At 70.8% G+C, this 23,003-nt stretch carries 21 protein-coding genes; 10 read left to right on the top strand and 11 right to left on the bottom strand.

Going from position 1 to position 23,003, the window contains the following annotated elements; genetic code table 11:
• Window positions 1-12: 12 nt before the first annotated feature.
• From OG385_RS23465 to OG385_RS23480, 4 genes are all read left to right on the top strand, one after another.
• Window positions 13-399, top strand: a complete 387-nt coding sequence (locus OG385_RS23465) for a hypothetical protein (RefSeq protein ID WP_266857362.1) — start codon at window positions 13-15, stop codon at window positions 397-399.
• Window positions 400-454: 55 nt separating this feature from the next.
• Window positions 455-1,099: a TetR/AcrR family transcriptional regulator gene (locus OG385_RS23470; RefSeq protein ID WP_266857364.1), complete on the top strand. Its 645-nt coding sequence runs from the start codon at window positions 455-457 to the stop codon at window positions 1,097-1,099.
• 158 nt (window positions 1,100-1,257) lie between these two features.
• Window positions 1,258-2,541: a hypothetical protein gene (locus OG385_RS23475; RefSeq protein ID WP_266857366.1), complete on the top strand. Its 1,284-nt coding sequence runs from the start codon at window positions 1,258-1,260 to the stop codon at window positions 2,539-2,541.
• A gap of 88 nt (window positions 2,542-2,629) precedes the next feature.
• Complete coding sequence (locus OG385_RS23480; protein WP_266857367.1) at window positions 2,630-3,898, top strand: MFS transporter; 1,269 nt, start codon at window positions 2,630-2,632, stop codon at window positions 3,896-3,898.
• A 31-nt stretch (window positions 3,899-3,929) separates the two neighbouring features.
• On the opposite strand, the gene OG385_RS23485 is transcribed toward OG385_RS23480, so the two are convergent.
• The 4 genes from OG385_RS23485 to OG385_RS23500 all read right to left on the bottom strand — a co-directional run bounded on the left by OG385_RS23485 (window position 3,930) and on the right by OG385_RS23500 (window position 7,738).
• Window positions 3,930-5,336, bottom strand: a complete 1,407-nt coding sequence (locus OG385_RS23485; RefSeq protein WP_266857369.1) for a GAF domain-containing protein — start codon at window positions 5,334-5,336, stop codon at window positions 3,930-3,932.
• Between the two features lie 78 nt (window positions 5,337-5,414).
• Window positions 5,415-6,452 carry a rod shape-determining protein gene (locus OG385_RS23490; RefSeq protein WP_266857371.1) on the bottom strand — a complete coding sequence of 346 codons (1,038 nt, stop codon included), beginning with the start codon at window positions 6,450-6,452 and terminating at the stop codon, window positions 5,415-5,417.
• A gap of 151 nt (window positions 6,453-6,603) precedes the next feature.
• Window positions 6,604-7,182 carry a hypothetical protein gene (locus OG385_RS23495; protein WP_266857372.1) on the bottom strand — a complete coding sequence of 193 codons (579 nt, stop codon included), beginning with the start codon at window positions 7,180-7,182 and terminating at the stop codon, window positions 6,604-6,606.
• 124 nt (window positions 7,183-7,306) lie between these two features.
• Entirely contained in the window at window positions 7,307-7,738 is a 432-nt protein-coding gene (locus tag OG385_RS23500) for a MarR family winged helix-turn-helix transcriptional regulator (protein WP_266857373.1), read from the bottom strand.
• 108 nt (window positions 7,739-7,846) lie between these two features.
• Between OG385_RS23500 and OG385_RS23505 the strand changes: the two genes are divergently transcribed.
• From OG385_RS23505 to OG385_RS23520, 4 genes are all read left to right on the top strand, one after another.
• Complete coding sequence (locus OG385_RS23505; protein WP_266857375.1) at window positions 7,847-8,866, top strand: NADP-dependent oxidoreductase; 1,020 nt, start codon at window positions 7,847-7,849, stop codon at window positions 8,864-8,866.
• 64 nt (window positions 8,867-8,930) lie between these two features.
• The gene (locus OG385_RS23510; RefSeq protein WP_266857377.1) at window positions 8,931-9,359 is read left to right on the top strand and encodes an organic hydroperoxide resistance protein; all 429 of its coding nucleotides are present in this window, start codon (window positions 8,931-8,933) and stop codon (window positions 9,357-9,359) included.
• Between the two features lie 282 nt (window positions 9,360-9,641).
• Window positions 9,642-10,412, top strand: a complete 771-nt coding sequence (locus tag OG385_RS23515) for an IclR family transcriptional regulator (protein ID WP_266857378.1) — start codon at window positions 9,642-9,644, stop codon at window positions 10,410-10,412.
• A complete protein-coding gene (locus OG385_RS23520; RefSeq protein WP_266857380.1) occupies window positions 10,409-11,257 on the top strand; it encodes an SMP-30/gluconolactonase/LRE family protein in 849 nt (282 codons plus the stop codon). The genes OG385_RS23515 and OG385_RS23520 overlap by 4 nt, the downstream gene beginning before the upstream one ends.
• Window positions 11,258-11,273: 16 nt before the next feature.
• Here the strand turns inward: OG385_RS23520 and mmsB are convergent, their stop codons facing one another.
• The 6 genes from mmsB to OG385_RS23550 form a co-directional block, all read right to left on the bottom strand.
• The gene (gene mmsB / locus OG385_RS23525; protein WP_323183835.1) at window positions 11,274-12,509 is read right to left on the bottom strand and encodes a multiple monosaccharide ABC transporter permease; all 1,236 of its coding nucleotides are present in this window, start codon (window positions 12,507-12,509) and stop codon (window positions 11,274-11,276) included.
• Between the two features lie 5 nt (window positions 12,510-12,514).
• Complete coding sequence (mmsA, locus tag OG385_RS23530) at window positions 12,515-14,065, bottom strand: multiple monosaccharide ABC transporter ATP-binding protein (RefSeq protein ID WP_266857381.1); 1,551 nt, start codon at window positions 14,063-14,065, stop codon at window positions 12,515-12,517.
• Window positions 14,066-14,121: 56 nt separating this feature from the next.
• Window positions 14,122-15,228: a multiple monosaccharide ABC transporter substrate-binding protein gene (gene chvE / locus OG385_RS23535; protein WP_266861106.1), complete on the bottom strand. Its 1,107-nt coding sequence runs from the start codon at window positions 15,226-15,228 to the stop codon at window positions 14,122-14,124.
• 8 nt (window positions 15,229-15,236) lie between these two features.
• Entirely contained in the window at window positions 15,237-16,283 is a 1,047-nt protein-coding gene (locus tag OG385_RS23540) for a hypothetical protein (protein WP_266857382.1), read from the bottom strand.
• 137 nt (window positions 16,284-16,420) lie between these two features.
• The gene (locus OG385_RS23545) at window positions 16,421-17,440 is read right to left on the bottom strand and encodes a zinc-binding dehydrogenase (protein WP_266857384.1); all 1,020 of its coding nucleotides are present in this window, start codon (window positions 17,438-17,440) and stop codon (window positions 16,421-16,423) included.
• The gene (locus OG385_RS23550; protein WP_266857385.1) at window positions 17,437-18,594 is read right to left on the bottom strand and encodes a mandelate racemase/muconate lactonizing enzyme family protein; all 1,158 of its coding nucleotides are present in this window, start codon (window positions 18,592-18,594) and stop codon (window positions 17,437-17,439) included. Before OG385_RS23550 ends, OG385_RS23545 begins: the two co-directional genes overlap by 4 nt.
• Window positions 18,595-18,771: 177 nt before the next feature.
• Here OG385_RS23550 and OG385_RS23555 point away from each other — a divergent pair, with 177 nt between their 5' ends.
• Entirely contained in the window at window positions 18,772-19,683 is a 912-nt protein-coding gene (locus OG385_RS23555) for an EI24 domain-containing protein (protein WP_266857387.1), read from the top strand.
• A gap of 24 nt (window positions 19,684-19,707) precedes the next feature.
• Here the strand turns inward: OG385_RS23555 and OG385_RS23560 are convergent, their stop codons facing one another.
• Complete coding sequence (locus tag OG385_RS23560) at window positions 19,708-20,283, bottom strand: TetR/AcrR family transcriptional regulator (RefSeq protein WP_266857389.1); 576 nt, start codon at window positions 20,281-20,283, stop codon at window positions 19,708-19,710.
• 228 nt (window positions 20,284-20,511) lie between these two features.
• On the opposite strand from OG385_RS23560, the gene OG385_RS23565 reads away from it, so the two are divergent.
• Complete coding sequence (locus OG385_RS23565; RefSeq protein ID WP_266857391.1) at window positions 20,512-22,965, top strand: glycoside hydrolase family 3 protein; 2,454 nt, start codon at window positions 20,512-20,514, stop codon at window positions 22,963-22,965.
• The last annotated feature ends 38 nt before the right edge of the window (window positions 22,966-23,003 follow it).

Here is a 23,003-nt window from a genome sequence, read left to right on the forward strand (position 1 = left end):
AGCGTTGGCTATATGAAGTCCTCATCGAAAGTCATCCGCTACGTGCTCGGCGGCCTGCTGATCGGCGGGTTCTGGTACCTCAACCGCGGCAGGCCGGTGTGGGAGGAGGCGCTGCGCACCATCGCCGTCTTCGCCGTGGTGATGTTCCTGCTCAGGTCCCGGCTGAAGCGCAGGTTCATCGAGGTGCACCTGGTCCCGCTGGTCGCGTCGAAGGCCGTCCTGGTGTTGATCGCGGCCGTGGTCGAGTACGAGTTCAGGGATTCCGTCAGCAGCCCCTCGCTGGTCGTCGCGGGCGGACTCGGGCTCGCCGTCATGCTGCTCGGCCCGCTGGGCGACAGGCACTTCTTCACCCCACTGACACCGCCCGCGCCCGCGAGGCTCACTCCTCATGTCCGGTAGCGCGACCCCGCCGGTCAATTGACGTAATTAGCGCTATTTCGATAAAGTTCGCTATATGACAGACGACGAGGCCCGTCCGCGACGCCTGACCCGGGCAGAGACCAAGGCGCGCACCCGGGCCCTTCTCCTGGAGGCCGCCGCCCAGGTGTTCGCCCGCAAGGGCTTCGCGGGAGCGTCGGTCGACGACATCGCGGAGAGTGCCGGTTTCTCCACCGGCGCCCTGTACTCGAACTTCGCCGGCAAGGACGAGCTGTTCGTCGAGCTCCTCTCGAACCGGAGCGGCAGCCGTCTCGCCGAGGCCGCCGCGATCGTGTCCGATCAGAGCGGCAGCGTCGAGGACGCGCAGGCGCTGCTGTCCCGCTTGCTGGTCGACGTCGCGGGCGAGGACATGGATCTGGCCCCGCTCCAGGCGGAGTTCTGGCTGTACGCGATCCGCCGCCCCGAGTTCCAGGAGCGCATGGCCTCGCAATTCCGCGCCAACCGGGACGCGTTGACCACGGTGCTGGCCGACCGGGCCAAGGACCGGGGGCAGTCCGGCGACGTTCCGTTCGACGGCGTGGCCACGGTCGTGATGGCTCTGTTCCAAGGACTTGTCCAGCTCCGCCGGATGGACCCGGAGCTGGTTCCCGAGAACCTCTACGGCGACGCCGTCCACTGGCTGTTCAGCGGGATCAGCGCATCGCACCGGGCGAAGGAGTGACGCCGGTCCTGGTGTGAGCGACTCGCGGCCGGCCGGGGCGGACACCGCCCGCGTCAGCTGTCGCAGATCACCAGGAGGAACACGCAGTGCAGCACATACCCGCAGCGACGGCCCGCAACGGCCGTCGACCCGGCCGTCGTTCCCGCCCTCGAATCCGGTTGGCAGCCGCGCTTGTCGCCGCCGTCGGCCTGTCCACCCTCGGATGCTCCTCGTCCGGCACATCGCCCAGCGCTTCGTCCAGCACACCGTCCGGCGGTGCGCCGCCACACCCGTCCCCCACTGCGGACAGCGGCATCCGCCCGCTGACGGACCCCGGGTCGAAGGACCCCGGTGCCTATTACTCCGACCCCTATCCCATCCACCGCGCCGCGCGGTATCGCGGTACCGGCAGCCAGTACTTCTCCGGCACCACCAAGTCGCTTCTCGACTGTCCGACCGGGACCGCCGCCCACTGCACGGCCGGGGAGAAGGTCAAGGTCACCGCGGGGCCCGCCCTGATCCAGGCCGCGAAACGGTACGGATCCCGGACGACGGTCGTCGACAACTGCAACATCTACCAGTCGGATTCAGGCACTTGGTACATGGCGGCGACCATGTACGTGAAGAATCCGGCCCACCCCCATGCCGCCCCGTGGACCGTGGTGGTCCACGCGCACGCTCCGCACGCGTCACCGTCCACCGTTCCGGCGAAGTGGGTCGCCGACGCTCTGCTGGCCGGGTCCTTCAAGCATCCCGAGAAGGCCAACTACGACGGGAAGTACTTCGAGGACGGCGGCAAGCTGTATCTCATCTACAGCAAGATGCTCACCGCGTCGCCCGTCGAGGACGGGATCGTGGCGCAGGAGATGGCGTCCCCCTCCCGCCCCGCGAAATCCGGCCCGGCACTGCTCCTCGGGCCGCAGAACGCGGACGGCGGCTACAACTCGGAATACTTCTTCGGCCTCCACCAGCCCAAGAAGTTCAAGCTGATCGAGACGGGCAACATCACCAGGATCGACGGGAAGTACGTGATGGCCTACTCGACCGGTGCGTTCAACGAGCGCGACTACAAATCGGGGCTGGCGTGGTCCGACACCCTGATACCGCCCCACGGCTCCTCGTACCGCAGGATCCTCCGCAAGGACACGGCCGGAGTGTGGGGGAAGCCGGGTGGCACGGAGGTGGACTATCTCCTGCAATCCCAGGAGAAGGCGTGGCCGCACTACGCGGCGGACCGTGTCGTCGCACCGGGCGTGCCCTCCGTCGTCGACAACGGAGGGAAGTGGAATCTCTACTTCGCCGGATACCTGCCGACGGACGCCCCGGTCCTGCCCGACGGTCATTTCGATGCGAGTCACCGACGCCCGTACGCCATGCCGTTGAAGGTGGACATTCCGGGCAGCGCCAGTGTGCGGAAGGCGTCCGACGCGGAGCTGGCCCGCTGGGTGACGGAGGCTCCCTGAGCTGCCGGCAGCCGGTGCCGGCCGGGCCCCGCCCGCCCCCCGCCCGACCAGGGGCGGGGGGCGAAGGCGCGGCCGGTTAGCATCCCCTGTGACCCCGATACCCGCACCCAAGGAGACGCCGATACGTCGGCGCATACTCGCCGACCTCACCCCGCTGCGCACATCCCCCGACTTCCGGCGGCTCTGGTTCGGCAACACCGTCTCCTGGGTCGGGCAGGGCATGACCGCCCTGGCGATCTCCCTCCAGGTCTACGACCTCACCCGCTCCAGCTTCTCCGTCGGCCTCGTCGGCCTCTTCTCACTGGTGCCGCTGGTCGCGTTCGGCCTGTACGGCGGGGCCGTCGCCGACACCCTCGACCGCCGCAAACTCGGGCTCTACAGCGCGCTCGGGTCCGCCGTCCTCTCGGTCGGGCTCTCGTCGGCCGCGTTCGCCGGCTTCCACCATGTCTGGTTCCTGTACGGCATCGTGGCCCTCCAGTCCGTCTGCGCCGCGCTCAACGCCCCGGCCAGATCCGCGATGATCCCCCGGCTGCTGCCCGGCGACCAACTGCCCGCGGCCAACGCCCTGTCCTCGATGACCAGTACCTTCGGGACGCTGATCGGACCGATGCTCGGCGGCCTCATCGTCGGCTTCTGGGGCTACCAGGCCGCGTATCTGATCGACGCCGTCTCCTTCGTCGCCGCCCTGTACGCGATGTGGCGGCTGCCCTCGATGCTCCCCGACCGGGCCGCCGGGTCGAAGAGCCGTGCCTCGGTCCTGGACGGGCTGCGCTTCCTGGCCACCCGCCCCAACCTCCGGATGACGTTCTTCTCCGACTTCTGCGCCATGATCCTGGCCCAGCCGCGAGCGCTGTTCCCCGCGGTGGCCGTCCTCTGGTACGGAGGCGACGCCCGCACCACGGGGCTGCTGGTCGCGGCGCCCGCAGTGGGCGCGCTGCTCGGCGGGGTCTTCTCCGGCTGGCTCGGCGGCATCCACCGGCACGGCCTCGCGATCGTGCTCGCGGTCGCCGGATGGGGGCTCGCCATCGCGGTGTTCGGCCTCACCAGGAACCTCTGGCTCGGCCTGGTCTTCCTCGCGCTGGCGGGTGCGGCGGACACCGTGTCCATGGTCTTCCGCAACACGATGATGCAGGTCGCGGCGCCCGACGAGATGCGCGGCAGGCTCCAGGGGGTCTTCATCGTGGTCGTAGCGGGCGGCCCGCGCCTGGGCGACTTCCTCGCGGGCTCGGCGGGCGACCTGGCCACCCCGACCGCGGCCGTGGTCGGCGGCGGCCTCGCCTGCGTCGTCGCGGTCACCCTGCTCGGCCTGACCCGGCGCGGCTTCCTCCGCTACGACGCACGGTCACCGGTCCCGTAGGCCCTGTCGCCCGGATCAGGGGGGCGGCCCGCTACGGCGCCTCCCACACCACCGTGTTCCCGTCCTCGCCCTCCGGTGTCCCGTCGTGCGTGACGGTCAGCCGTACCGGGTCCTCCCGCGCGTCGACCACCACCGCGACCTGTGAGACGTCCGGCAGCCGGTGCGCGCGGGCGAGGGCCCGGCGCAGGGTGGCCAGCAGGTCCTCGCCGACCTGCTCCGTGATCCGCGAGTCGACCGGGCCGAGGAAGTGCACCGACGGGGCGAAGCCCAGCAGCACCCGTGCGCCGTCCGTCTCCCGCAGCACCTGGCCGCGCAGCGTCGACGGTGCGTCGGCGGGCGGCTGCTGGAGGGCGAAGATCGCGGTGCGGACGTCCTGGATGGTCGAGTCGAGTTCGTCGACCGCCCGGCCGATCAGCTCACCGAGCTCGGTGCCCGCCGCCCGCCGCCGGGTCGACTCCAGCATCATCTCGGTCGCGAAGAGCCGCTGGACGACGAGGTCGTGCAGATCGCGGGCGATCCGGTCGCGGTCCTCGTACACCGCGAGCCGCTCGCTGTTCTGCCGGGCATCGGCCAGTACGAGCGCGAGCGCGGCCTGCGAGGCGAACTGCAGGGCCAGCGTCCGGTCCGCCGCGTTGTAGGGGCGGCCGCTGCGCCGCCTGGGCAGCGCGAGCGTGCCGATCAGCTTGCCGCCGCTCTGCAGCGGCAGCATCATGCTCGGCCCGAAACGGGCCCGTACGTGGGTGGTCATCCGGGGATCGGTCGAGGAGTCCTCGATGTACACCGGGTCCCCGCTGAGCAGCTGGACCAGGACGGGGGAGCCCGGCGCGATCGTGGCGCCGATGAGGTCGCCCGGGTCCTCGAAGGTGGAGGCGGCGACGATCTCCATGCCGCCGCTGCCGGTCGGCAGGAGCACCACACCGGCGACCGCGTCGGCGAGGCTCCTGGCCTGTTCGGCGACCGTGGTCAGCGCGTCGGTCGCGCTCTCGCCGGTGAGCAGCGCGTTGGTGACGGCCGCCGCCCCCTTGATCCAGCGCTCCCGGAGCCTGGCCGTCTCGTACAGCCGGGCGTTGCCGATCGCGATGCCCGCCTGCGCGGCGAGCACCCGCAGCAGCGCCTCGTCGTCCCGGTCGAAGCTGCCCTCGCGCTTGTCCGCCAGATGGAGCGTGCCGAAGACCTGCTGGTGGACCCGGACGGGGAGCCGCAGCAGACCTGGGGTGTCGTCCGGGAGGCCGATCAGCGCGTCGCCGTCGGAGCCCGTCGCGAACAGGTCGCTGAGGCGGTCGCGCTCGGGGTCGACCACCCCGAGCGCCCCGCGCCGCGCGCCCGTCAGCCGGGTCGCCGAGTCCACGATGTGCTGGAGCGTGCCACGCAGTTCGAGATCCGTGCCGATGCTCAACACCGCTTCGAGGAGCAGCGGCAGCCGCGTGTCACCGGTCATCGTGGTCCCCCCGGTCCGGATCGTCGCAGCCCCGCGGTGCCGCCTGGCCGTTCCCGTGGCCCGCCCGTGAGCGTGCCGTCAGCTGTTCAGCGGGGCCAGCGTCATGGGCGCGATCTTTCCCTCCAGCATGGCGCCGAGTCCGAGTACCGAGCAGACGTCGGGCCGCTCGGCGATGTGCACCGGCATCCCCGTCGCATTGCGCAGCATCTGTTCCAGACCGGGGAGCTGGGCGCTCCCGCCGACCATCATGATGCCGCGGTCCGACAGATCGGCGACCAGATCCGGCGGGCAGTCGCGCAGCACCCGGCCGATACCGTCGAGTACGGCGGTCAGCGGGGTGTGGATGGCCTCCCGTACGGCCGCGGTGTCGACCCGGACCGAACGGGCGAGACCGGTGGCCACGTCCCTGCCGTGGATCTCGGTGAACTCGGGCCCGTCCAGGGACAGCCCGTTGCCGCTGAGCGCCAGTTGCAGCGGCCGTACGGACTGGCTCGGCAGCAGCAGCTCGTGGTGCTGGCGCAGGTGCTGCACGACGGCCCGGTCGATGGCCTCGCCGCCGACCGGGATCCGCTCGGCTGTCACGATCGAGCCGAGCGAGAGGACGGCGATCTGCGTGGTCGCCGCGCCGCAGACCATGATCATGGTGGCGGTCGGCTGCTCGACGGGGAGCCCGCAGCCGACGGCGGCGGCGATGAGGGTGTCGACCAGCTCGACCCTCCGGGCGCCGAGACCGATCAGGGTCTCGACCGTGGCGCGCTGCGCCAGCGGGTCGGACTCGTGCGGGGTGCACGCGGCGGCGCGCAGCATCGGGGTGCGGCGCAGCCTGCGCCGCAGCTTGTCGCCGAGCAGGTGTGCCAGCATCCGCCGGGCCAGGTCGATGTCGACGACGGTGCCACCGGATACGGGGCGCGCCACCCGGATGTAGCCGGGGGTACGGCCGGTCATCTGCTCGGCGAAGGTGCCGACGGCGATGAGCGCGTCCGTGCGGCTGTTCACCGCGACGACGCTCGGCTCGTCCACGACGAGACCCATGCCCTTGACGAACACCCGGGTCCGAGCGGCCCCGAGGTCGACGGCTACCTGGCAACGGCGCAACTGATCAAGACTGACGGTCACGGCACAATCTCCCGAGAAACGCTGAGGCGGAGCACCGGCGGCAGCCGGTCCTCATCGCATCGTGCGACGGCCGCAACCGGTGCGCGCGCTGGGCTGAGCCGCCCGGGTGGTTGCCTGCCCCCGGGGGAGGCCCTCGCCGGAAAGCAAGCTCCTAGTGGGGTGTGTCGGCGGGCTGTACGTCCTGGAGCAGTCCCCAGGTGAATTCGGCGACGGCGGGGTGTCCGCCGGGCAGCGTGAGGGCGAGCCGCCAGCGGGTCGGCGCGGTGCCCTCCATCGGGCGTGCGGGGGCGAAGGCGCGGGCCGCCTCGTCCACCGTGCACGACCACGGCCGCAGGTCGTCCGCCGTGTGCAGGGGCGGTGCGGCGGCGCCGGGGGCGCGGACCAGCCACTCGTTCCACACCGCGCCGCCGGGCCCGGTCAGCACCTCGAACCGCAGTCCCGGCCAGAGCGGCACCGGCCACTGGAGGGCGTCGCACTCCAGGTCGCCGATCTTTCTGCGGGCGGTGGCGGAGGGTACCCCGAGCACCGAGCGGTAGCGCTGCGCGGCTCCGCGGGACCGGGGCGAGCGGACCATCGCCTGCCAGCGCCGGTTCGCCTCGCGCATCTCGGCGAGCGTGACGCCCAGCTCGCGCCGGGCGTCCTCGACGAGGCCCGGCTGATGGTCGGCCATCCGGCGCAGCAGTACCAGCTGGAAGTCGAGCGGTCCGAACGGGCTCCCTGATCGCGGCATACACCCATCCTGCCCGTACGGCACGCGCACCCGGCCCCTCGGGGTCGGACGGCTCCGGGCCCCCGTCGGTACGGCTACTGAAGAGGGCCCCGGTATCCGGACGGCTCCCGACGCTGCGAGGCCCCTACTCCTCCGTACGTCCCAGCATCCGCTTCAGCAGGTCCCGCAGTACGGTCCGCTCCCCGGCCGACAGCTCGCCCAGCGGCTCACGCGCGAAGTCCATCGTGGCGCGCAGCTCCCGGGAGGTCCGCCGGCCCGCATCGGTGGCGGCGGCGAGTTTGATCCGGCGGTCGGCGGGGTCGGGGCGGCGCTCGGCCAGGCCGCGGGCTTCGAGACGGTCGACGATCCCCGTGACGTTCGACGGCTCGCACTTGAGATGCCCGGCGAGACGGCGCATGGGCATCGCCTCGATGGACAGCAGTCCCAGTACCCGCGCCTGGGCCCCCGTGAGCGAGTGCACGGCGGCCGCCTCGTCGTACTCCTGGTGGTACCGGGCGACGACGTCACCGATCAGCTCGACGACTTCCAGGGTCAGCGGGTCTGTACGAGTGGCCATGCTCCCCATCGTACCCACATGCTTGACAATCTAAAATATCCAGGAGCATGGTTGTTTCAGGCAGTACATATTTCATGGCATGAAGCTTTGCTCAGGAGGCTGTAACCGATGTCCGCACTCCCCACGACCGGCCGCGAATGGCACCTCACCGCCCGTCCGAACGGCTGGCCCACCCCGGCGGACTTCGCGCTGCGCGAGGTCCCGGTGTCCGAGCCCGCCGAGGGCCGGATCCTGGTCCGCAACCTCTACTTCTCGGTCGACCCGTACATGCGCGGCAGGATGAACGACGTGAAGTCGTACACACCGCCCTTCCAGCTCGACAAGCCGATGGAGGGCGGCGCGGTCGGCGAGGTCATCGCGTCGAACGCCGAGGGCTTCGCGGTGGGCGACCATGTCCTGCACTTCCTCGGCTGGCGTGAGTACGCGCAGGTGCCCGCCCAGCACGCCACCAAGGTGGACCCCTCGGCCGCCCCGCTCTCCGCCTACCTCGGCGTGCTCGGCATGACGGGCCTCACCGCCTACGCCGGTCTCTTCGACGTCGCCTCCTTCAAGGAGGGCGATACGGTCTTCGTCTCCGGCGCCGCGGGTGCTGTCGGCAACCAGGTCGGCCAGATGGCCAGGATCAAGGGCGCCGCACGCGTCATCGGCTCGGCGGGCTCCGACGAGAAGGTCAGGCACCTTGTCGACGACCTCGGCTTCGACGCGGCATTCAACTACAAGAACGGCCCCGTGGCGGAGCAGCTGCGTGAGGCCGCCCCCGACGGCATCGACGTGTACTTCGACAACGTGGGCGGCGAGCACCTCGAAGCGGCCATCACCTCGTTCAACGTGCACGGCCGCGCCACGATCTGCGGAATGATCTCGCAGTACAACAGCACCGAGGCCACCCCGGCCCCGCGCAACCTCGCCCTGGTCATCGGCAAGCGGCTGCGGCTCCAGGGGATGCTCGTCGGCGACCACGCCGCGCTCCAGCCGCAGTTCGTCAAGGATGTCGCCGGCTGGATCGCCTCGGGGGAGCTGAAGTACCAGGAAACGGTCGTCGAAGGCGTCGAGCAGGGCGTCGAGGCGTTTCTCGGTCTGCTCCGCGGTGAGAACACCGGGAAGATGATCGTCGCCGTCAACCAGTAGTCTCGACCCCAGGCCGCCGCGGTCGTGGGCGCGAGACGCGGCGTACACAACAGAAGGAACTCGCATGGCAATCCAGAAGATCGACGTCGCGTACACCGCTGTCGCCACCGCCGAGAACGGCCGTGACGGCCGGGTCGCCTCCAACGACGGCAACCTCGACGTCGTCGTCAACCCGCCGAAGGAGATGGGTGGAAGCGGCGCGGGCACCAACCCGGAGCAGCTCTTCGCCGCCGGCTACAGCGCCTGCTTCCAGGGTGCGCTCGGTGTCGTCGCCCGCCAGGAGAAGGCCGACATCTCCGGCTCGACCGTGACCGCGGCCGTCTCCATCGGCAAGACCGAGCAGGGCGGCTTCGGCCTGGAGGTCACCATCACGGCCGCCATCCCGAACGTCGACGCCGCCACCGCGCAGTCGCTGATCGAGAAGGCGCACCAGGTGTGCCCGTACTCGAACGCCACCCGCGGCAACATCAAGGTCGACCTGGCCGTCGCCTGATCATGACCGGCTGATCCCGGCTCCGGCCGGGACCAGGAAGGGCCGCAACCGCTCCGGCGGGACGCATCACCAGCGTTCCGCTCCAGCGGGGGCGGCCCTTTGTCCGTGTATCAGGGGGTTGCGTCGTCATTCTTCCCTGGGGCACCGCCTTCCTGCCGCCGCCACCGCAGTTGCAGCCATTGCCCGCCGAACTGCGCTGTGCGTACCGTGTGTTCGTGATTCCGGTCATCGGCCGGAGTTTCGAACGCTGGAGCAATGAACAGAAGGGTTGGGTGGACCACCATGGGACGACTGGTCCCGGCGGTGACCAGGGCGCTGGACATGCTTGAGCTCTTCCTCGAAGGGGACGGTTCGCTCTCCGCGCCCGATGTGACCCGCAGGCTTCAGCTGCCGCGCACCACGGTGCACGAACTGCTCACCACCCTCGCGGCGCGTGCCTATCTGGTGCCGGTACCCGAGCAGCCCGGCCACTACCGGCTCGGCGTACGGACGTACCAGCTCGGCAGCCGGTACGCGGAACAGCTCGATCTCGCGGCCGAGGGGCAGCGGGTCGCCCGCGCGGTCGCCGAGACCTGCGACGAGACCGTCCATGTCGCCATCCTGGAGGACACCGACGTCATCTACATCGCGAAGGTCGACTCCACCCACGCGGTCCGGATGGTCTCGGCCGCCGGGCGGCGGCTGCCCGCGCACTGCACGTCCGTCGGCAAGATGCTGCTCGCCTCGCTGCCCGACGCCGAGCTGACCGCGCGGATATCCGGGCGGGAACTCGCCGCGATGACGCCGGACAGCGTGACCGACCCCGCCGCCCTGCGGGAGGCGCTCGCCGTCGTCGGAGAGCGCGGTGTCGCGTCCGAACACCGGGAGTCCAATCCGGATGTGAGCTGTGTGGCGGCTCCGGTGCGCGACGGATCGGGGCGGGTGGTCGCCGCACTCTCCATCTCGGTCCCGATGATCCGCTGGAGCGAGGAGCGCGAGAGCGAGCTGGAACAGCTGGCGCTGGACGGCGCGGCGGAACTCTCCACCCGGCTCGGCCACCGGGGGCGGGCGTGAACCGTCCGGACGTGGCGGTACGGGAGCGGGCCGCGCTCGGCGAGGGCCCCACCTGGGACGCGGCGGCCGGCCGGCTGATCTGGGTGGACATCCTCTCCGCGCGCGTCCACACCTACGACCCGGCGACCGGCCGCCGCACGGTCCAGGTCACCGAACAGCACGTCGGCGCCGCGAAGCCGCGCGCCGGCGGCGGTCTTGTGGTCAACCTCCGGGACGGCGTGGGGCTCTACGCACCCGGGGGCGGTGCCTTCTCCTGGCTGGTGCACGACCCGGTGCCGGGGAGGCGGGCCAACGACGCGGCGGTCGCCCCCGACGGCGCGCTCTGGGCCGGGACCATGCGGTATGCGGAAGGCGACCCCGGCGGCGGCACACTGAGCCGGATCGCCCCGGACGGCGCCGTCTCCGGCACCCTGGCCGTCGGCGTCTCCAACGGAACCGGCTGGAGCCCGGACGGCTCGCTCATGTACTACGTCGACACGCCCACCCGCCGCATCGATGTCTTCGACTTCGACGGTGAACTGCCCCACAACCGCAGGGTGTTCGCCACCGTCGAGCCCGGCGCCGGCTTCCCGGACGGGCTCACCGTCGACGCGGACGGCTGTGTCTGGGTGGCGCTCTGGGACGGCGCGGCCGTCCGCCGCTACACCCCGGCCGGCGCCCTGGACCGTACCGTCGCCCTGGCCGTACAGCGCCCCACCGCCTGTGCGTTCGGCGGCCGGGAGCTGCGCGACCTCTACATCAGCACGGCCCGCGGCGGACTCACCGCCCCGCACCCGCTCTCCGGCTCACTGCTGGTCGTCCCGGGTGCGGGCCAGGGCCTGCCGCAGCCGCCCTTCGCGGGCTGAGCTGCGGGTAAAGGGGTTACGAACCGACCCGGCGCTTGTTGTAGACATCGAAGCCGACCGCGGCCAGCAGCACCAGGCCCTTGATGACCTGCTGGTAGTCGCTGCCGATGCCCACAAGAGACATGCCGTTGTTGAGCACGCCGAGCACCAGACCGCCGATGACCGCACCGAGAACCGTGCCGACACCGCCGCTCATCGAGGCACCACCGATGAACGACGCGGCGATGGCCTCCAGTTCGAAGTTGATGCCGGCGTTGGGGGTGCCCGCGTTGAGGCGGGCCGCGAAGACGATGCCCGCCAGTGCCGCCAGCAGGCCCATGTTCACGAAGACCAGGAAGGTCACCCGCTTGTCCTTGACGCCGGACAGTTTGGCCGCGGGGCGGTTGCCGCCGAGCGCGTACACATGACGCCCGATGACCGCGTTGCGTATCACGAAGCCGAGGCCGATGAGCAGGCCGCCCAGCACCAGCAGCACCACCGGCACACCGCGGTAGCTCGCCAGGGTCATGGTGAAGGCCACCACGGCAGCGACCATCGCCACGCACTTGGTGACGAAGAGCCCGCGCGGGAGGATGTCGAGTCCGTACGCCTTCTCACGGCGGCGCGAGCGCAGCTCCTGCACCAGCACGACCGCGATCAGCACAAGTCCCAGCAGGAGCGTGAGGTTGTGGTAGTTCGTGTCCGGTCCCACCGCGGGCAGATAGCCGGTGGCGATCTTCTGGAACCCCTCGGGAAACGGGCTGAGCGACTGCGAGCCGAGCAGGATCTGCGTGGCGCCCCGGAAGATCAGCATCCCGGCGAGCGTGACGATGAAGGACGGTATCCCCACGTACGCGATCCAGAAGCCCTGCCAGGCCCCCGCGACCACGCCGATGAGGAGGGCGACGACCAGCGCGAGCACCCAGGGGACCTTGTGCTGGACCATCATCACGGCGCCGGCCGCGGAGACGAACGCCGCCAGGGAGCCGACGGACAGATCGATATGGCCCGCGATGATGACGATCATCATGCCGATGGCCAGCACCAGGATGTAGCTGTTCTGGAGGACGAGGTTGGTGACGTTGTTCGGCTTGAGCAGTACGCCGCCGGTCCAGATCTGGAACAGGACGACGATCAGGCCGAGCGCGATCAGCATCCCGTACTGGCGCATGTTGCGGCGTACGGCCTCCATCAGGAGGGCTCCGGTGGCGGAGCGCGGCGGGTTCGGCGCCGGTGGGGCGCCCTTCGGGGTGTCGGTGGTGACCGGGCCCATGGCGGTTACCTCTTGTCCGTGGTCATGTGGCGCATCAGCACTTCCTGGTCCGCTTCCGCCCGCGTGACCTCACCGGTGAGCCGGCCGGCCGCCATCGTGTAGATGCGGTCGCACATGCCCAGCAGCTCGGGGAGTTCGGACGAGATGAAGATGACGGCTCTGCCTTCGGCGGCGAGCTGGTCGATGACGGTGTAGATCTCGTACTTGGCACCGACGTCGATACCGCGCGTCGGCTCGTCGAGGATGAGCACATCAGGACCCGCGAAGATCCACTTGCTCAGGACGACCTTCTGCTGGTTCCCGCCGGACAACCGTCCGACCTGCTCGAAGACGGTCGGGGCCTTGATGTTCATGGACCTGCGGTACGACTCGGCGACCCGGGTCTCCTGGTGCTCGTCGACCACACCGCGCCGGGAGACCTTCGGCAGCGCGCTCATGGTGATGTTGCGGCTGATGGTGTCGATGAGATTGAGGCCGTACTGCTTGCGGTCCTCGGTGACATAGGCGATGCCGTGCCGGACCGCCTCGGGCACGGTCCTGGTACGGATCTCCTTGCCGTCCTTCAGCACGGTCCCGCTGATGCCGCGCCCGTACGACCGCCCGAAGAGGCTCATCGCCAGCTCGGTGCGGCCCGCGCCCATCAGTCCGGCGATGCCGACGATCTCACCCCTGCGCACCTGAAGCGATACGTCGTCGACCACCTTGCGCTGCTGGTCGATGGGGTGGTGCGCGGTCCACCCCCGCACTTCGAGCGCCGGGTGCGCGCCGGGATCGCCCGCGTAGGGGGTGCGCTCGGGGAAGCGGTGGTCGAGGTCGCGGCCGACCATGCCCCGGATGATGCGGTCCTCGGTCATCTCCGGGGCCTTCACATCGAGGGTCTCGATGGTGCGGCCGTCCCGGATGATGGTGACGGAGTCGGCGACCGCGGAGATCTCGTTGAGTTTGTGCGAGATGATGATCGAGGTGATGCCCTGGTCCTTCAACTCCAGTATGAGTCGCAGGAGTTGTGCCGAGTCCTCGTCGTTCAGTGCGGCGGTCGGCTCGTCCAGGATGAGGAGTTCCACCTCTTTGGAGAGCGCCTTGGCGATCTCCACGAGCTGCTGCTTGCCGACCCCGATGTCCGCCACCCGGGTCTGCGGATGCTCATGGAGACCGACCCGCCGCAGCAGCTCCGCCGCGTGTTTCAGCGTCTCGTTCCAGCTGATGACACCGCGGGTGGCGTGCTCGTTGCCCAGGAAGATGTTCTCGGCGATCGAGAGATACGGGATGAGCGCCAGCTCCTGGTGGATGATGACGATGCCGCGCGCCTCGCTGGCCCTGATGTCCTTGAAGGCGCAGCCCTCGCCGCGAAAGAGGATGTCCCCCTCGTAACTCCCGTGCGGATGAACCCCGCTGAGGACCTTCATCAGGGTCGACTTGCCCGCGCCGTTCTCGCCGCAGATGGCGTGCACCTCGCCCTCGGCGACGGTCAGTGAGACGTCGGAGAGGGCTCGGACGCCGGGAAACGTCTTGACGATCGAGCGCATCTCCAGCACCGGGGTGTGTGTCCCGGCCACCGCTGCGCCGTTCCCGGGCACCGCTGTGCCTGGCCCGGGCACCTGCCTGCCGCCGGTCACTTCAGATCACTCGCCTTGATGTACCCCGAATCCACCAGCTCGGCGCGGTAGTTGGACTTGTCGACGCTCACCGGCTTGAGGAGGTAGGCAGGGACGACCTTCTTCCCGTTGTTGTAGGTGGTGACGTCGTTCACCTGCGGCTTCTTCTTGTTGAGCATGGCGTCGGCCATCTGCACGGCCTGTTTGGCGAGCGCCCTGGTGTTCTTGTAGACGGTCTGGGTCTGCTGGCCCGCGATGATCGACTTCACCGATGCCACCTCGGCGTCCGACCCGGTGACCACCGGGTACGGCTTGGCGGGTGTCCCGTATCCGTCCGACTTCAGCGAGGACAGGACGCCGATGGATATCCCGTCGTACGGCGAGAGGACCGCGTCGACCCGTGCGGACGAGTACGACTTGGTGAGCAGGTCGTCCATCCGCTTCTGGGCGGTGGCACCGTCCCACCGCAGGGTGGTCAGCTGGTCGAGCCTGGTCTGTCCGCTCCGCACGACGAGTTGCTTCTTGTCGATGAACGGCTTGAGGGTCTTCATCGAGCCGTCGAAGAAGTAGCGGGTGTTGTTGTCGTCGGGCGAGCCGGCGAACAGCTCGATGTTGAAGGGGCCCTTCTTGCCGTTCCTGAGGCCCAGTTTGTCGATGAGGTAGTTGGCCTGGAGCACGCCCACCTTCTCGTTGTCGAAGGAGGCGTAGTAGTCGACGTTCGGGGTGCCGAGGATCAGCCGGTCGTAGGAGATCACCCTGATGTGCTGGTCGGCGGCCTGCTGGAGGACGTCGGTGAGCGCCTTGCCGTCGATGGCCGCGATCACCAGCACGTCCGCACCCTTGGTGATCATGTTCTCGATCTGTGACACCTGGTGGTCGACGTCGTCCTCGCCGTACTGGAGATCCGTCTTGTAGCCCAGGGCCTTGAACTGCTTGACCATGTTGCTGCCGTCGGCGATCCAGCGCTCGGACGACTTGGTGGGCATGGCGATACCGATGGTGGAGCCCTTGCCGCCGCTCTTGGTCTCCTTGCTGCCGCCGTCGCTGCTCTGCCCGCAGGCGGTGAGAGCGAGGGCCAGGGATCCGGCGACGAGGGTGAACGCGGCACGGCGGGTGTGGCGCATGGCGGTCATCAGTCCTTCTCGGGGGAGGGATTCGCGGGGGAGGGGTGCTTGGCGGAGGGATTCTCGGGGGCGGGCGCGGCGGCCGGTGGTGACGGGACGGTGAAACGGCTGAGGGGCCCCGGCAGCCGCGAGCCGAGCGGCGACATACCGCCGTCGGCGCCGTGCCTTGCCAGCAGATCGAGGGCGAGCCTGCCGCGCCTGACCCGCTCACGGGCGGTGTTGAGGGTGTGGTCGCGCAGCTGGGCGCCGTACGGGTAGATACCGGGTGACTTCGACAGGCCGAACTTCAGATAGATCGGGGCGCCGCGCCGGATCAGCTCGGCCGCCTCGTACATCCGGACGTAGCCGCCCAGGTCGTCGGGTGCCTCGATGTAGAGGTCCATCGGGGCGGCGCAGACCCGCCGGATCTCGGTGAAGTGGGCCAGGGTGAGGTCGGAGGGGATGTTGACGGAGTCGGCGCCCAGCTGCTCGAACACCGCGTACGAAGCAGGGTTCACCGGGCCGATCAGCGCCGAGACCTTGAAGGTGGTGTCGGCGGGGAGCACGCCCGCGGTACGGAGCCTGTGCAGCGACCAGAGCACCCCCTCGTCGGCGACGAGCAGGCATTTCACGCCCAGTTCGGTGGCGCGCACGGCGTCTTCGAGCGACCCGGCGACGGCGTCGTGGCCCCGGGCCCGGAGCCCGGCGCCGCCCGACTCCGTCCGGGTGGCGGCGCCGATGTCCCAGGTGCCGCGCGGCCCGGTGAACAGACACAGCTCGACGGAGCGCTCCGCGCAGGCGGCCACCATCTCGCCGATCTCGGAGTCCGTGAGCATCCAGACACCGCTGCCCTGGCTGATGCGGTGGACCGGCACGCCCAGCCTGGCGGACTCGTCGAGTACGACACCGAGCGCCTCCGGGCCCTCGACGGACGGGACTTCGGTGCGCCAGGAGCCGCCGTCGGGGAAGCGGCGCGGTGAGGCGTCGGCCGGATCGGCCGCGGGCGCGGCGAGGCCGAGCGCGGTGAGCGCCCGTTCGCCGGGGCGGCGGGGGACAGGGGCTGATACGTCGGTCACAGGCGGGTTCCTCGCATACTGGGGGCCGGGTCCGATGGGGGTGGGCACCGGCAGAGTTCGTTCGATATACCGAACGTCGTTCGGATTGCTGGGCGTGGGAAGACCGGGCAGGGCCCGCTGCCGCGGACCGGCTCGGCTCATGGGCGCAGCAGCACCTTCCCGGTCTCCGGGCCGCCGCCTCCGACGAGTGCGACGGCTTCGGCGTACCGTTCCAGCGGGAATTCATGGGTGATCAGCGGTCCCGGATCGAGGATCCCCGCGGTGAACGCCCGTACGGCGAAGGACCAGGCGGCGGACGGCGCGCCGAAGACGCTCCGCACGGTGAGCTGGCTGACCGCCAGATGCACCGGGTCGATTCCGGTGGCGCCCGGGGCGAACATCCCGGTGAGTACCACCCGGCCGCCGCGCCGTGCGAGGAGACAGGAGTCGGCGGCGGTGGTGGGCGCCCCCGCGGTCTCCACCACCAGGTCGTAACTGCCGCGCACGGACACCGATTCGGCCGGGGTGCACACCTCGCTCGCTCCGAGATCCGCTGCCTGGCGGGCCCGTCCGGTGCGCGGGTCGATGACGGTGAGTACGGCGGGGGAGGCCGCGGCGATGAGCTGTACGGCGAGCAGTCCGAGGGTGCCGGCGCCGACGACGGCGATCCGCTCACCGGGCTCCGGCCGCCCGGCCCGTACCGCAGCGGCCACCACGGCGGCCGGTTCGAGCAGCGCTGCGGCGCGCAGGTCCGCACCGTCCGCGAGCGGATGCAACAGCCGGGCGGGGACGAGGAGATGGTCGGCGAACGCCCCGGGGCAGGTGAAGCCGGTCTCCTCGTACCCGGCGTCGCAGAGCGAGGTCTCGCCGGCCCGGCAGCGTTCGCACGTCCCGCACGCCCGGAAGCCCTCGGCCACCGCGGGGCGCCCGGTGAGGGCGGGGTCCACCCCTTCGCCCACCGCATCGACGGTCCCCGACCACTCATGTCCTGGCGTGACCGGGTAGCGGACGTAGGCCGGGTCGCGCCGGCCGTCGTACACCTCGCGGTCGCTCATGCAGATCCCGGCGGCCGCCACCTGGATCCGGACCTCGCCCGGCCCGGGTTCCGGCCGGTCGCCGCTCACCAGCCGGACCACACCCGGGGCGTCGACCACGACGGCACGGCTGCCGCCGCTCATCCGGCAGCCCCGGGCGAGCGCTTCTCCCAGCCGTCGGCCCACAGGTCGAACCTGGCCTGCTGCTGCGGGAATTCGGCGGCCGCGTCCACATCCAGCTCGACACCCAGGCCGGGCGCGTCCGGCAGTTCGAAGTAGCCGTCCACGACCTGTGGCGCTCCCTTCACGACCGCCTTGATGCCGGCGTCCGCGAAGTCGTTGAAGTGTTCGAGGATCTTGAAGTTCGGTGTGCAGCCCGCAACTTGGAGCGTCGCCGCGGTCAGCACCGAGCCGCCCACGTTGTGCGGGGCGACCAGCACGTAGTGCGTCTCGGCCGTCGCGGCGAGCTTGCGGGTCTCCAGGATCCCGCCGATGTGGCCGACGTCCGGCTGGATGATGTCCGCCGCCTGCGAGGCGAAGAGTTCCCGGAACTCGGTCCGGTCGTGGATGCGTTCGCCGGTCGCTACGGGGATGTCCACCTTCGCCGCGACCTTCTCCAGCGCCCTGAGGTTCTCCGGCGGGACCGGTTCCTCCAGCCACGCGGGCCTGAACGGCGCGAGATCACGGGCGAGCCGGACCGCGGTGGACGGGGAGAACCGTCCGTGCATCTCCAGCATCAGCTCCGTCTCCGGGCCGATCGCGTCCCGCACCGCCTCGATCAGCGACACCGAGTAGTTCGTCTGCGCCTGGTCCAGCTCGTAGTGCCCGGTCCCGAACGGGTCGATCTTCAGCGCGCGGTAGCCCCGCTCCACCACCCCGAGGGCGGCCTCGTGGTAGGCCTCGGGGGTGCGCTCGGTGGTGTACCAGCCGTTCGCGTACGCCTTCACCCGGTCGGTGACCCGGCCGCCGAGCAACTGCCAGACGGGGACGCCCAGCGCCTTGCCCTTGATGTCCCAGCAGGCCATCTCGACGACGGCGATACCGGACATGACGATCTCGCCCGCCCGCCCGTAGTCGCCGTACTTCATCCGCCGGACCAGGTCTTCGAGCGCGAAGGGGTCCGAGCCCTCGATGTGGTTGGCCGCCGCCTCCCGCAGATAGCCGACGAGCGCGTCGGTGCGCCCGAGCATCCTGGTCTCGCCGACACCGGTGAGGCCCTCGTCGGTGTGGACCTGCACATAGGTGAGGTTGCGCCAGGGAGTCCCGACGACATGGGTGCTGATTCCGGTGATGCGCACGGCAGTTGCCCCCGACGTGTTCGATATTTCGTCACTCGTTCGAAATCCTGGCGTGACCGTAATGGTGTGACGCGCGCAACGTCAATGGGCCTGCGCCAACAGGTCGGTTCCGGCCGGCCGGGGCGGGGCCGGGCGCTGGGGGACCCGGCCGCCGCGGCCCCCGATAGGCTGCGGCGCATGGGTGATCTCGGGGCGGGTTTCGGATATCTGGTGAAGGGCCAGCGCTGGGTCGGCGGGCGCGGCAGGCAGTACGGATTCGGGCTGCTGCCGGGGCTGATCACGCTCGTCCTGTATGTGGCGGCGCTGGTCGCGCTCGCGTTCTGGGCGGATGACGCCGTCGCCTGGGCGACACCGTTCGCCGACACCTGGAGCACGCCCTGGCCGGGGCTCCTCCGGGGCTTTCTGACCGTACTGCTCTGGGCGCTGGCCCTGCTGCTCGCCGTCGTCTCGTTCACCGCCGTGACCCTGCTGGTCGGCCAGCCCTTCTACGAGGCGCTCTCCGAGCGGGTCGACGCGTCGGAGGGTGCCGATGTCCCCGGATCCGGCCTCCCGCTCTGGCGCGAACTGTGGATCTCCGCGCGCGACAGCGTCCGGATCCTGGTGCGGGTGGCGTTCTACGGCCTCCTGCTCTTCGCCGCCGGTTTCCTCCCGGTGGTCGGCCAGACCGTCGTCCCGGCGATCGGCTTCTGTGTCTCCGGCTTCTTCCTGGCCGAGGAGCTGACGGCGGTGGCGCTGCAACGCCGCGGTATGGAATTCCGGGAGCGGCTGGCCCTGCTGAAGAGCCGCCGCCTGCTCACCCTCGGCTTCGGGGTCCCGCTGACGCTCTGCTTCCTGGTGCCGCTGGTCGCGGTCTTCCTCATGCCGGGCGCGGTGGCGGGGGCGACGCTGATGGCACGCGATCTGACGGGGGAGACGGCGCCGGAGCCGGATGCCGTACGGGAGCCGGATGCCGTACGGGAGCCCGATGCCGTGCCGGAGCCGGACGCCGGCGGTGCGGTCGGGCCGGGAGGCGCGCCCGGGGGTGCGGTCGGGCCGGGAGGTGCGCCCGCGCCCGCCACGCCCCCGCACGCCCCTTCCCGTACCTGGTAGCGCCGGGCAGCGGCCCGCGCGGCGTCACTCGGCCGCACCACCGCCGAGCAGCGTCGTGAAGGCCCGGAAGGCGGTGGGCATGTCCACCGATTCCGGGTCGAGCAGCCACTGGTACTGCAGGCCGTCCATCACCGCCACCAGCAGCGGTGCCACTTCCTCCGGCGTCAGCCCGCCCGGCAGCCGGTCCCCGAACTCGCCGCGCAGGGTGGCCGCCATCGACCCCCGCACCTGCACATAGCGGCGGGTGAAGAACTCCCGCGCCGGATGCCCGTCCGTGACGCTCTCGCCCAGCAGTGCGGCGAAGGTCTGCACGATCCCCGGCCGCATCGCGTTGTACTCCACCAGCGAGCCGAGCAGTTCGAGCGGCCAAGCCTCGGCGGAGCGCGCCGAAGCGCCCGGATCCCAGCGGTCGCGCGCTTCCAGTACGGCGACGAGCAGCGCGTCCTTGCTCGGGAAGTAGTGCAGCAGCCCCTGCTGGGTGAGGCCCACGCGCTCGGCGACCGCCCCCAGGGTCGTGCCCCGGTAGCCGCGCTCCGCGATGACCTCAAGGGCCGCACGGAGGATCTCCGCCCGGCGCCCCTCGCCTCTGGCGCTCCCCATCCCCGGCTCCTTTCCCCGTACGCGTTCTCCGAGGACCGTACGACATCGCACATCACGAAGAGATAACGAAACCTACCGATCTACCGGTATGAGCGTCAGGATGGACACATCACGCGCCGGCCCGCGGTACTTCAGCACTCCAGCACCTCAGAACTTCAGGGCTCAGCACGGCAGGGCTCCGGCGCTCCAGGGCTTCGGTACTTCACCACTCAACGCGGAGGTACGACGGTGGCAGCCACCCCCATCAACGACGCGGACCAGGTCCGCGAAGCCGCGGTCGAGGCCGCGCTCGGTGCGCTCGATCTCGACACCAAGGCCCGGCTGCTCTCCGGGCAGGACTTCTGGTCCCTCCCGGCGATCCCGGAGATCGGACTGCGGTCCCTCGTCATGTCGGACGGCCCGATCGGGGTCCGCGGTGTGCGCTGGACCGCCGACGACCCGTCCATCGCCCTGCCGTCGCCGACCGCCCTCGCCGCCACCTGGGACCCCGAACTCGCCCGCAGGGCCGGGGTGCTCCTCGCCCAGGAAGCGCGGCGCAAGGGGGTGCACGTCCTGCTCGCGCCGACCGTCAACCTGCACCGTTCGCCGCTCGGCGGGCGGCACTTCGAGTGCTACTCCGAAGACCCGTACCTCACCGGCGAGATCGGCACCGGTTACGTCCGCGGCGTGCAGAGCGGCGGTGTCGGCACCACCGTCAAGCACTTCGTCGGCAACGACGCGGAGACCGACCGCTTCACCGTCGACAACCTCATCGCCCCGCGCCCGCTGCGCGAGCTGTACCTGGCGCCGTTCGAGGCCATCGTCAGGAACGCCCACCCCTGGGGCATCATGACGGCCTACAACAGGGTCAACGGCACGACGATGACCGAGCACCGCTACCTCGTCAACGAAGTCCTGCGCGGTGAATGGCACTTCGACGGGTTCAACGTCTCGGACTGGACGGCCGCGCGTTCCACCGCGGGCGACATCCTCGGCGGCCTCGACGTCGCGATGCCGGGCCCTGTCACCCCGTACGGCGAGCCACTGGCCGCCGCCGTCCGGGCCGGCGAGGTCCCCGCGAGCGCGGTCGACGGCGCGGTACGGAACGTCCTGCGGCTCGCCGCCCGGGTCGGCATCCTCGACGGCGCGCCGCCGGTCGTCACCGAGCTTCCGCCGGAGACCGACGGGCGTGAGCTGTCCCGCGAGATCGCCCGCCGCGCCTTCGTCCTCGTACGGAACGAGCGCGGCGCGCTGCCGGTCGACGCGTCGAAGACCCGCAAGGTCGCGCTCATCGGCGCCGCCGCCCGCGACGCCCGCATCCTCGGCGGGGGCTCGGCCACCGTCTTCCCGACCCGGGTGGTCTCCCCGCTCGACGGGCTGACGGCCGCGCTCCCCGAGGGCGCTGTCAGTTACGCGCTGGGCGCCGACCCGAGCGGTCAACTGGCCGATGCGGGGCAGGGGTTCGCCCTGCACGCGGTCTGCCGCGACAAGACGGGCCGGACCATCGGCACCGCGTCGGTGCCCGGCGGACGCGTCCAGTGGGTGGGCAGTGACCTGCCCGACGGGGTGACCCACGAGACGCTGCACACCATCGAGGTCAAGGGCACGTTCACGCCCAGGGAGAGCGGCGAGCACACCTTCGGGAGCCGGGGGCTCGGCGGCTTCCGGCTCACCGTGGACGAGCGGGTCCTCTTCGACGGGGACGAGCTGCCGGGCGACGACCCCGATCCGTTCGCCGCGGTCTTCGGCGCCCCCGCCGAGCGCGGCACCGCCACCCTCACCGCCGGTGAACCGGTCACGATCAGCTTCGAGTACACCGTCTTCAAGAGCCCCGGAGCCCGGCTCCAGGCCATCGGCTTCTCCCTCATGCAGCGCGACCCGCAGCGCGACCCCGACGAGCTGATCGCCGAGGCCGTGGCCGCCGCACGCGACGCGGACACCGCCGTCGTGGTCGTCGCCACCACCGAACAGGTCGAGTCCGAGGGCTTCGACCGCAAGGACCTCCGGCTCCCCGGCCGCCAGGACGACCTGGTGCACGCCGTGGCGGCCGCCAACCCGAACACGGTCGTGGTCGTCAACGCGGGCTCCCCGGTGGAACTGCCCTGGCGCGAGGACGTGGCGGCGGTGCTGCTCAGCTGGTTCCCTGGCCAGGAGGGCGGCGCGGCGCTCGCCGACGTACTCCTCGGAACGGCGGAGCCGGGCGGGCGCCTGCCCACCACCTGGCCGGCGGCCCTGGAGGACGCCCCGGTCCGCAGGGTCGAACCGGACGGCGGCGAACTCCCCTACGAGGAAGGCGTGTTCATCGGATACCGGGCCTGGGACCGGGCCGGTGTCACGCCCGCCTACCCTTTCGGCCACGGCCTGGGCTACACGGAGTGGAGCTACGAGTCCCTCCAGGCGACCACCGCGACCGCCACCGTCCGGATCCGCAACACCGGCACCCGCACCGGCCGCGAAACGGTCCAGGTCTACGCCGCCCCGGCCGACCCCGGAACGGACCGGGCCGCCCGGCAGCTGGCCGGTTTCGCCACCGTGGAAGCGGCGCCGGGGGAGACGGTGGAGGTGGCCGTCGCGCTCTCCCCGAGGGCCTTCGAGACCTGGGACGAGACGGCCGACGCCTGGGCGCGCCGCCCCGGAACGTACGAGATCCGGACCGGCCGCTCCCTCACGGACACCAGGCTGACCGCCACGGCCACGCACTGACGGACGGACGCGCTCCGCCGCGCCGGGGGAGCGCCGTA

It is taken from the genome of Streptomyces sp. NBC_01306, assembly GCF_026340465.1.
Classification (GTDB): Bacteria; Actinomycetota; Actinomycetes; order Streptomycetales; family Streptomycetaceae; genus Streptomyces.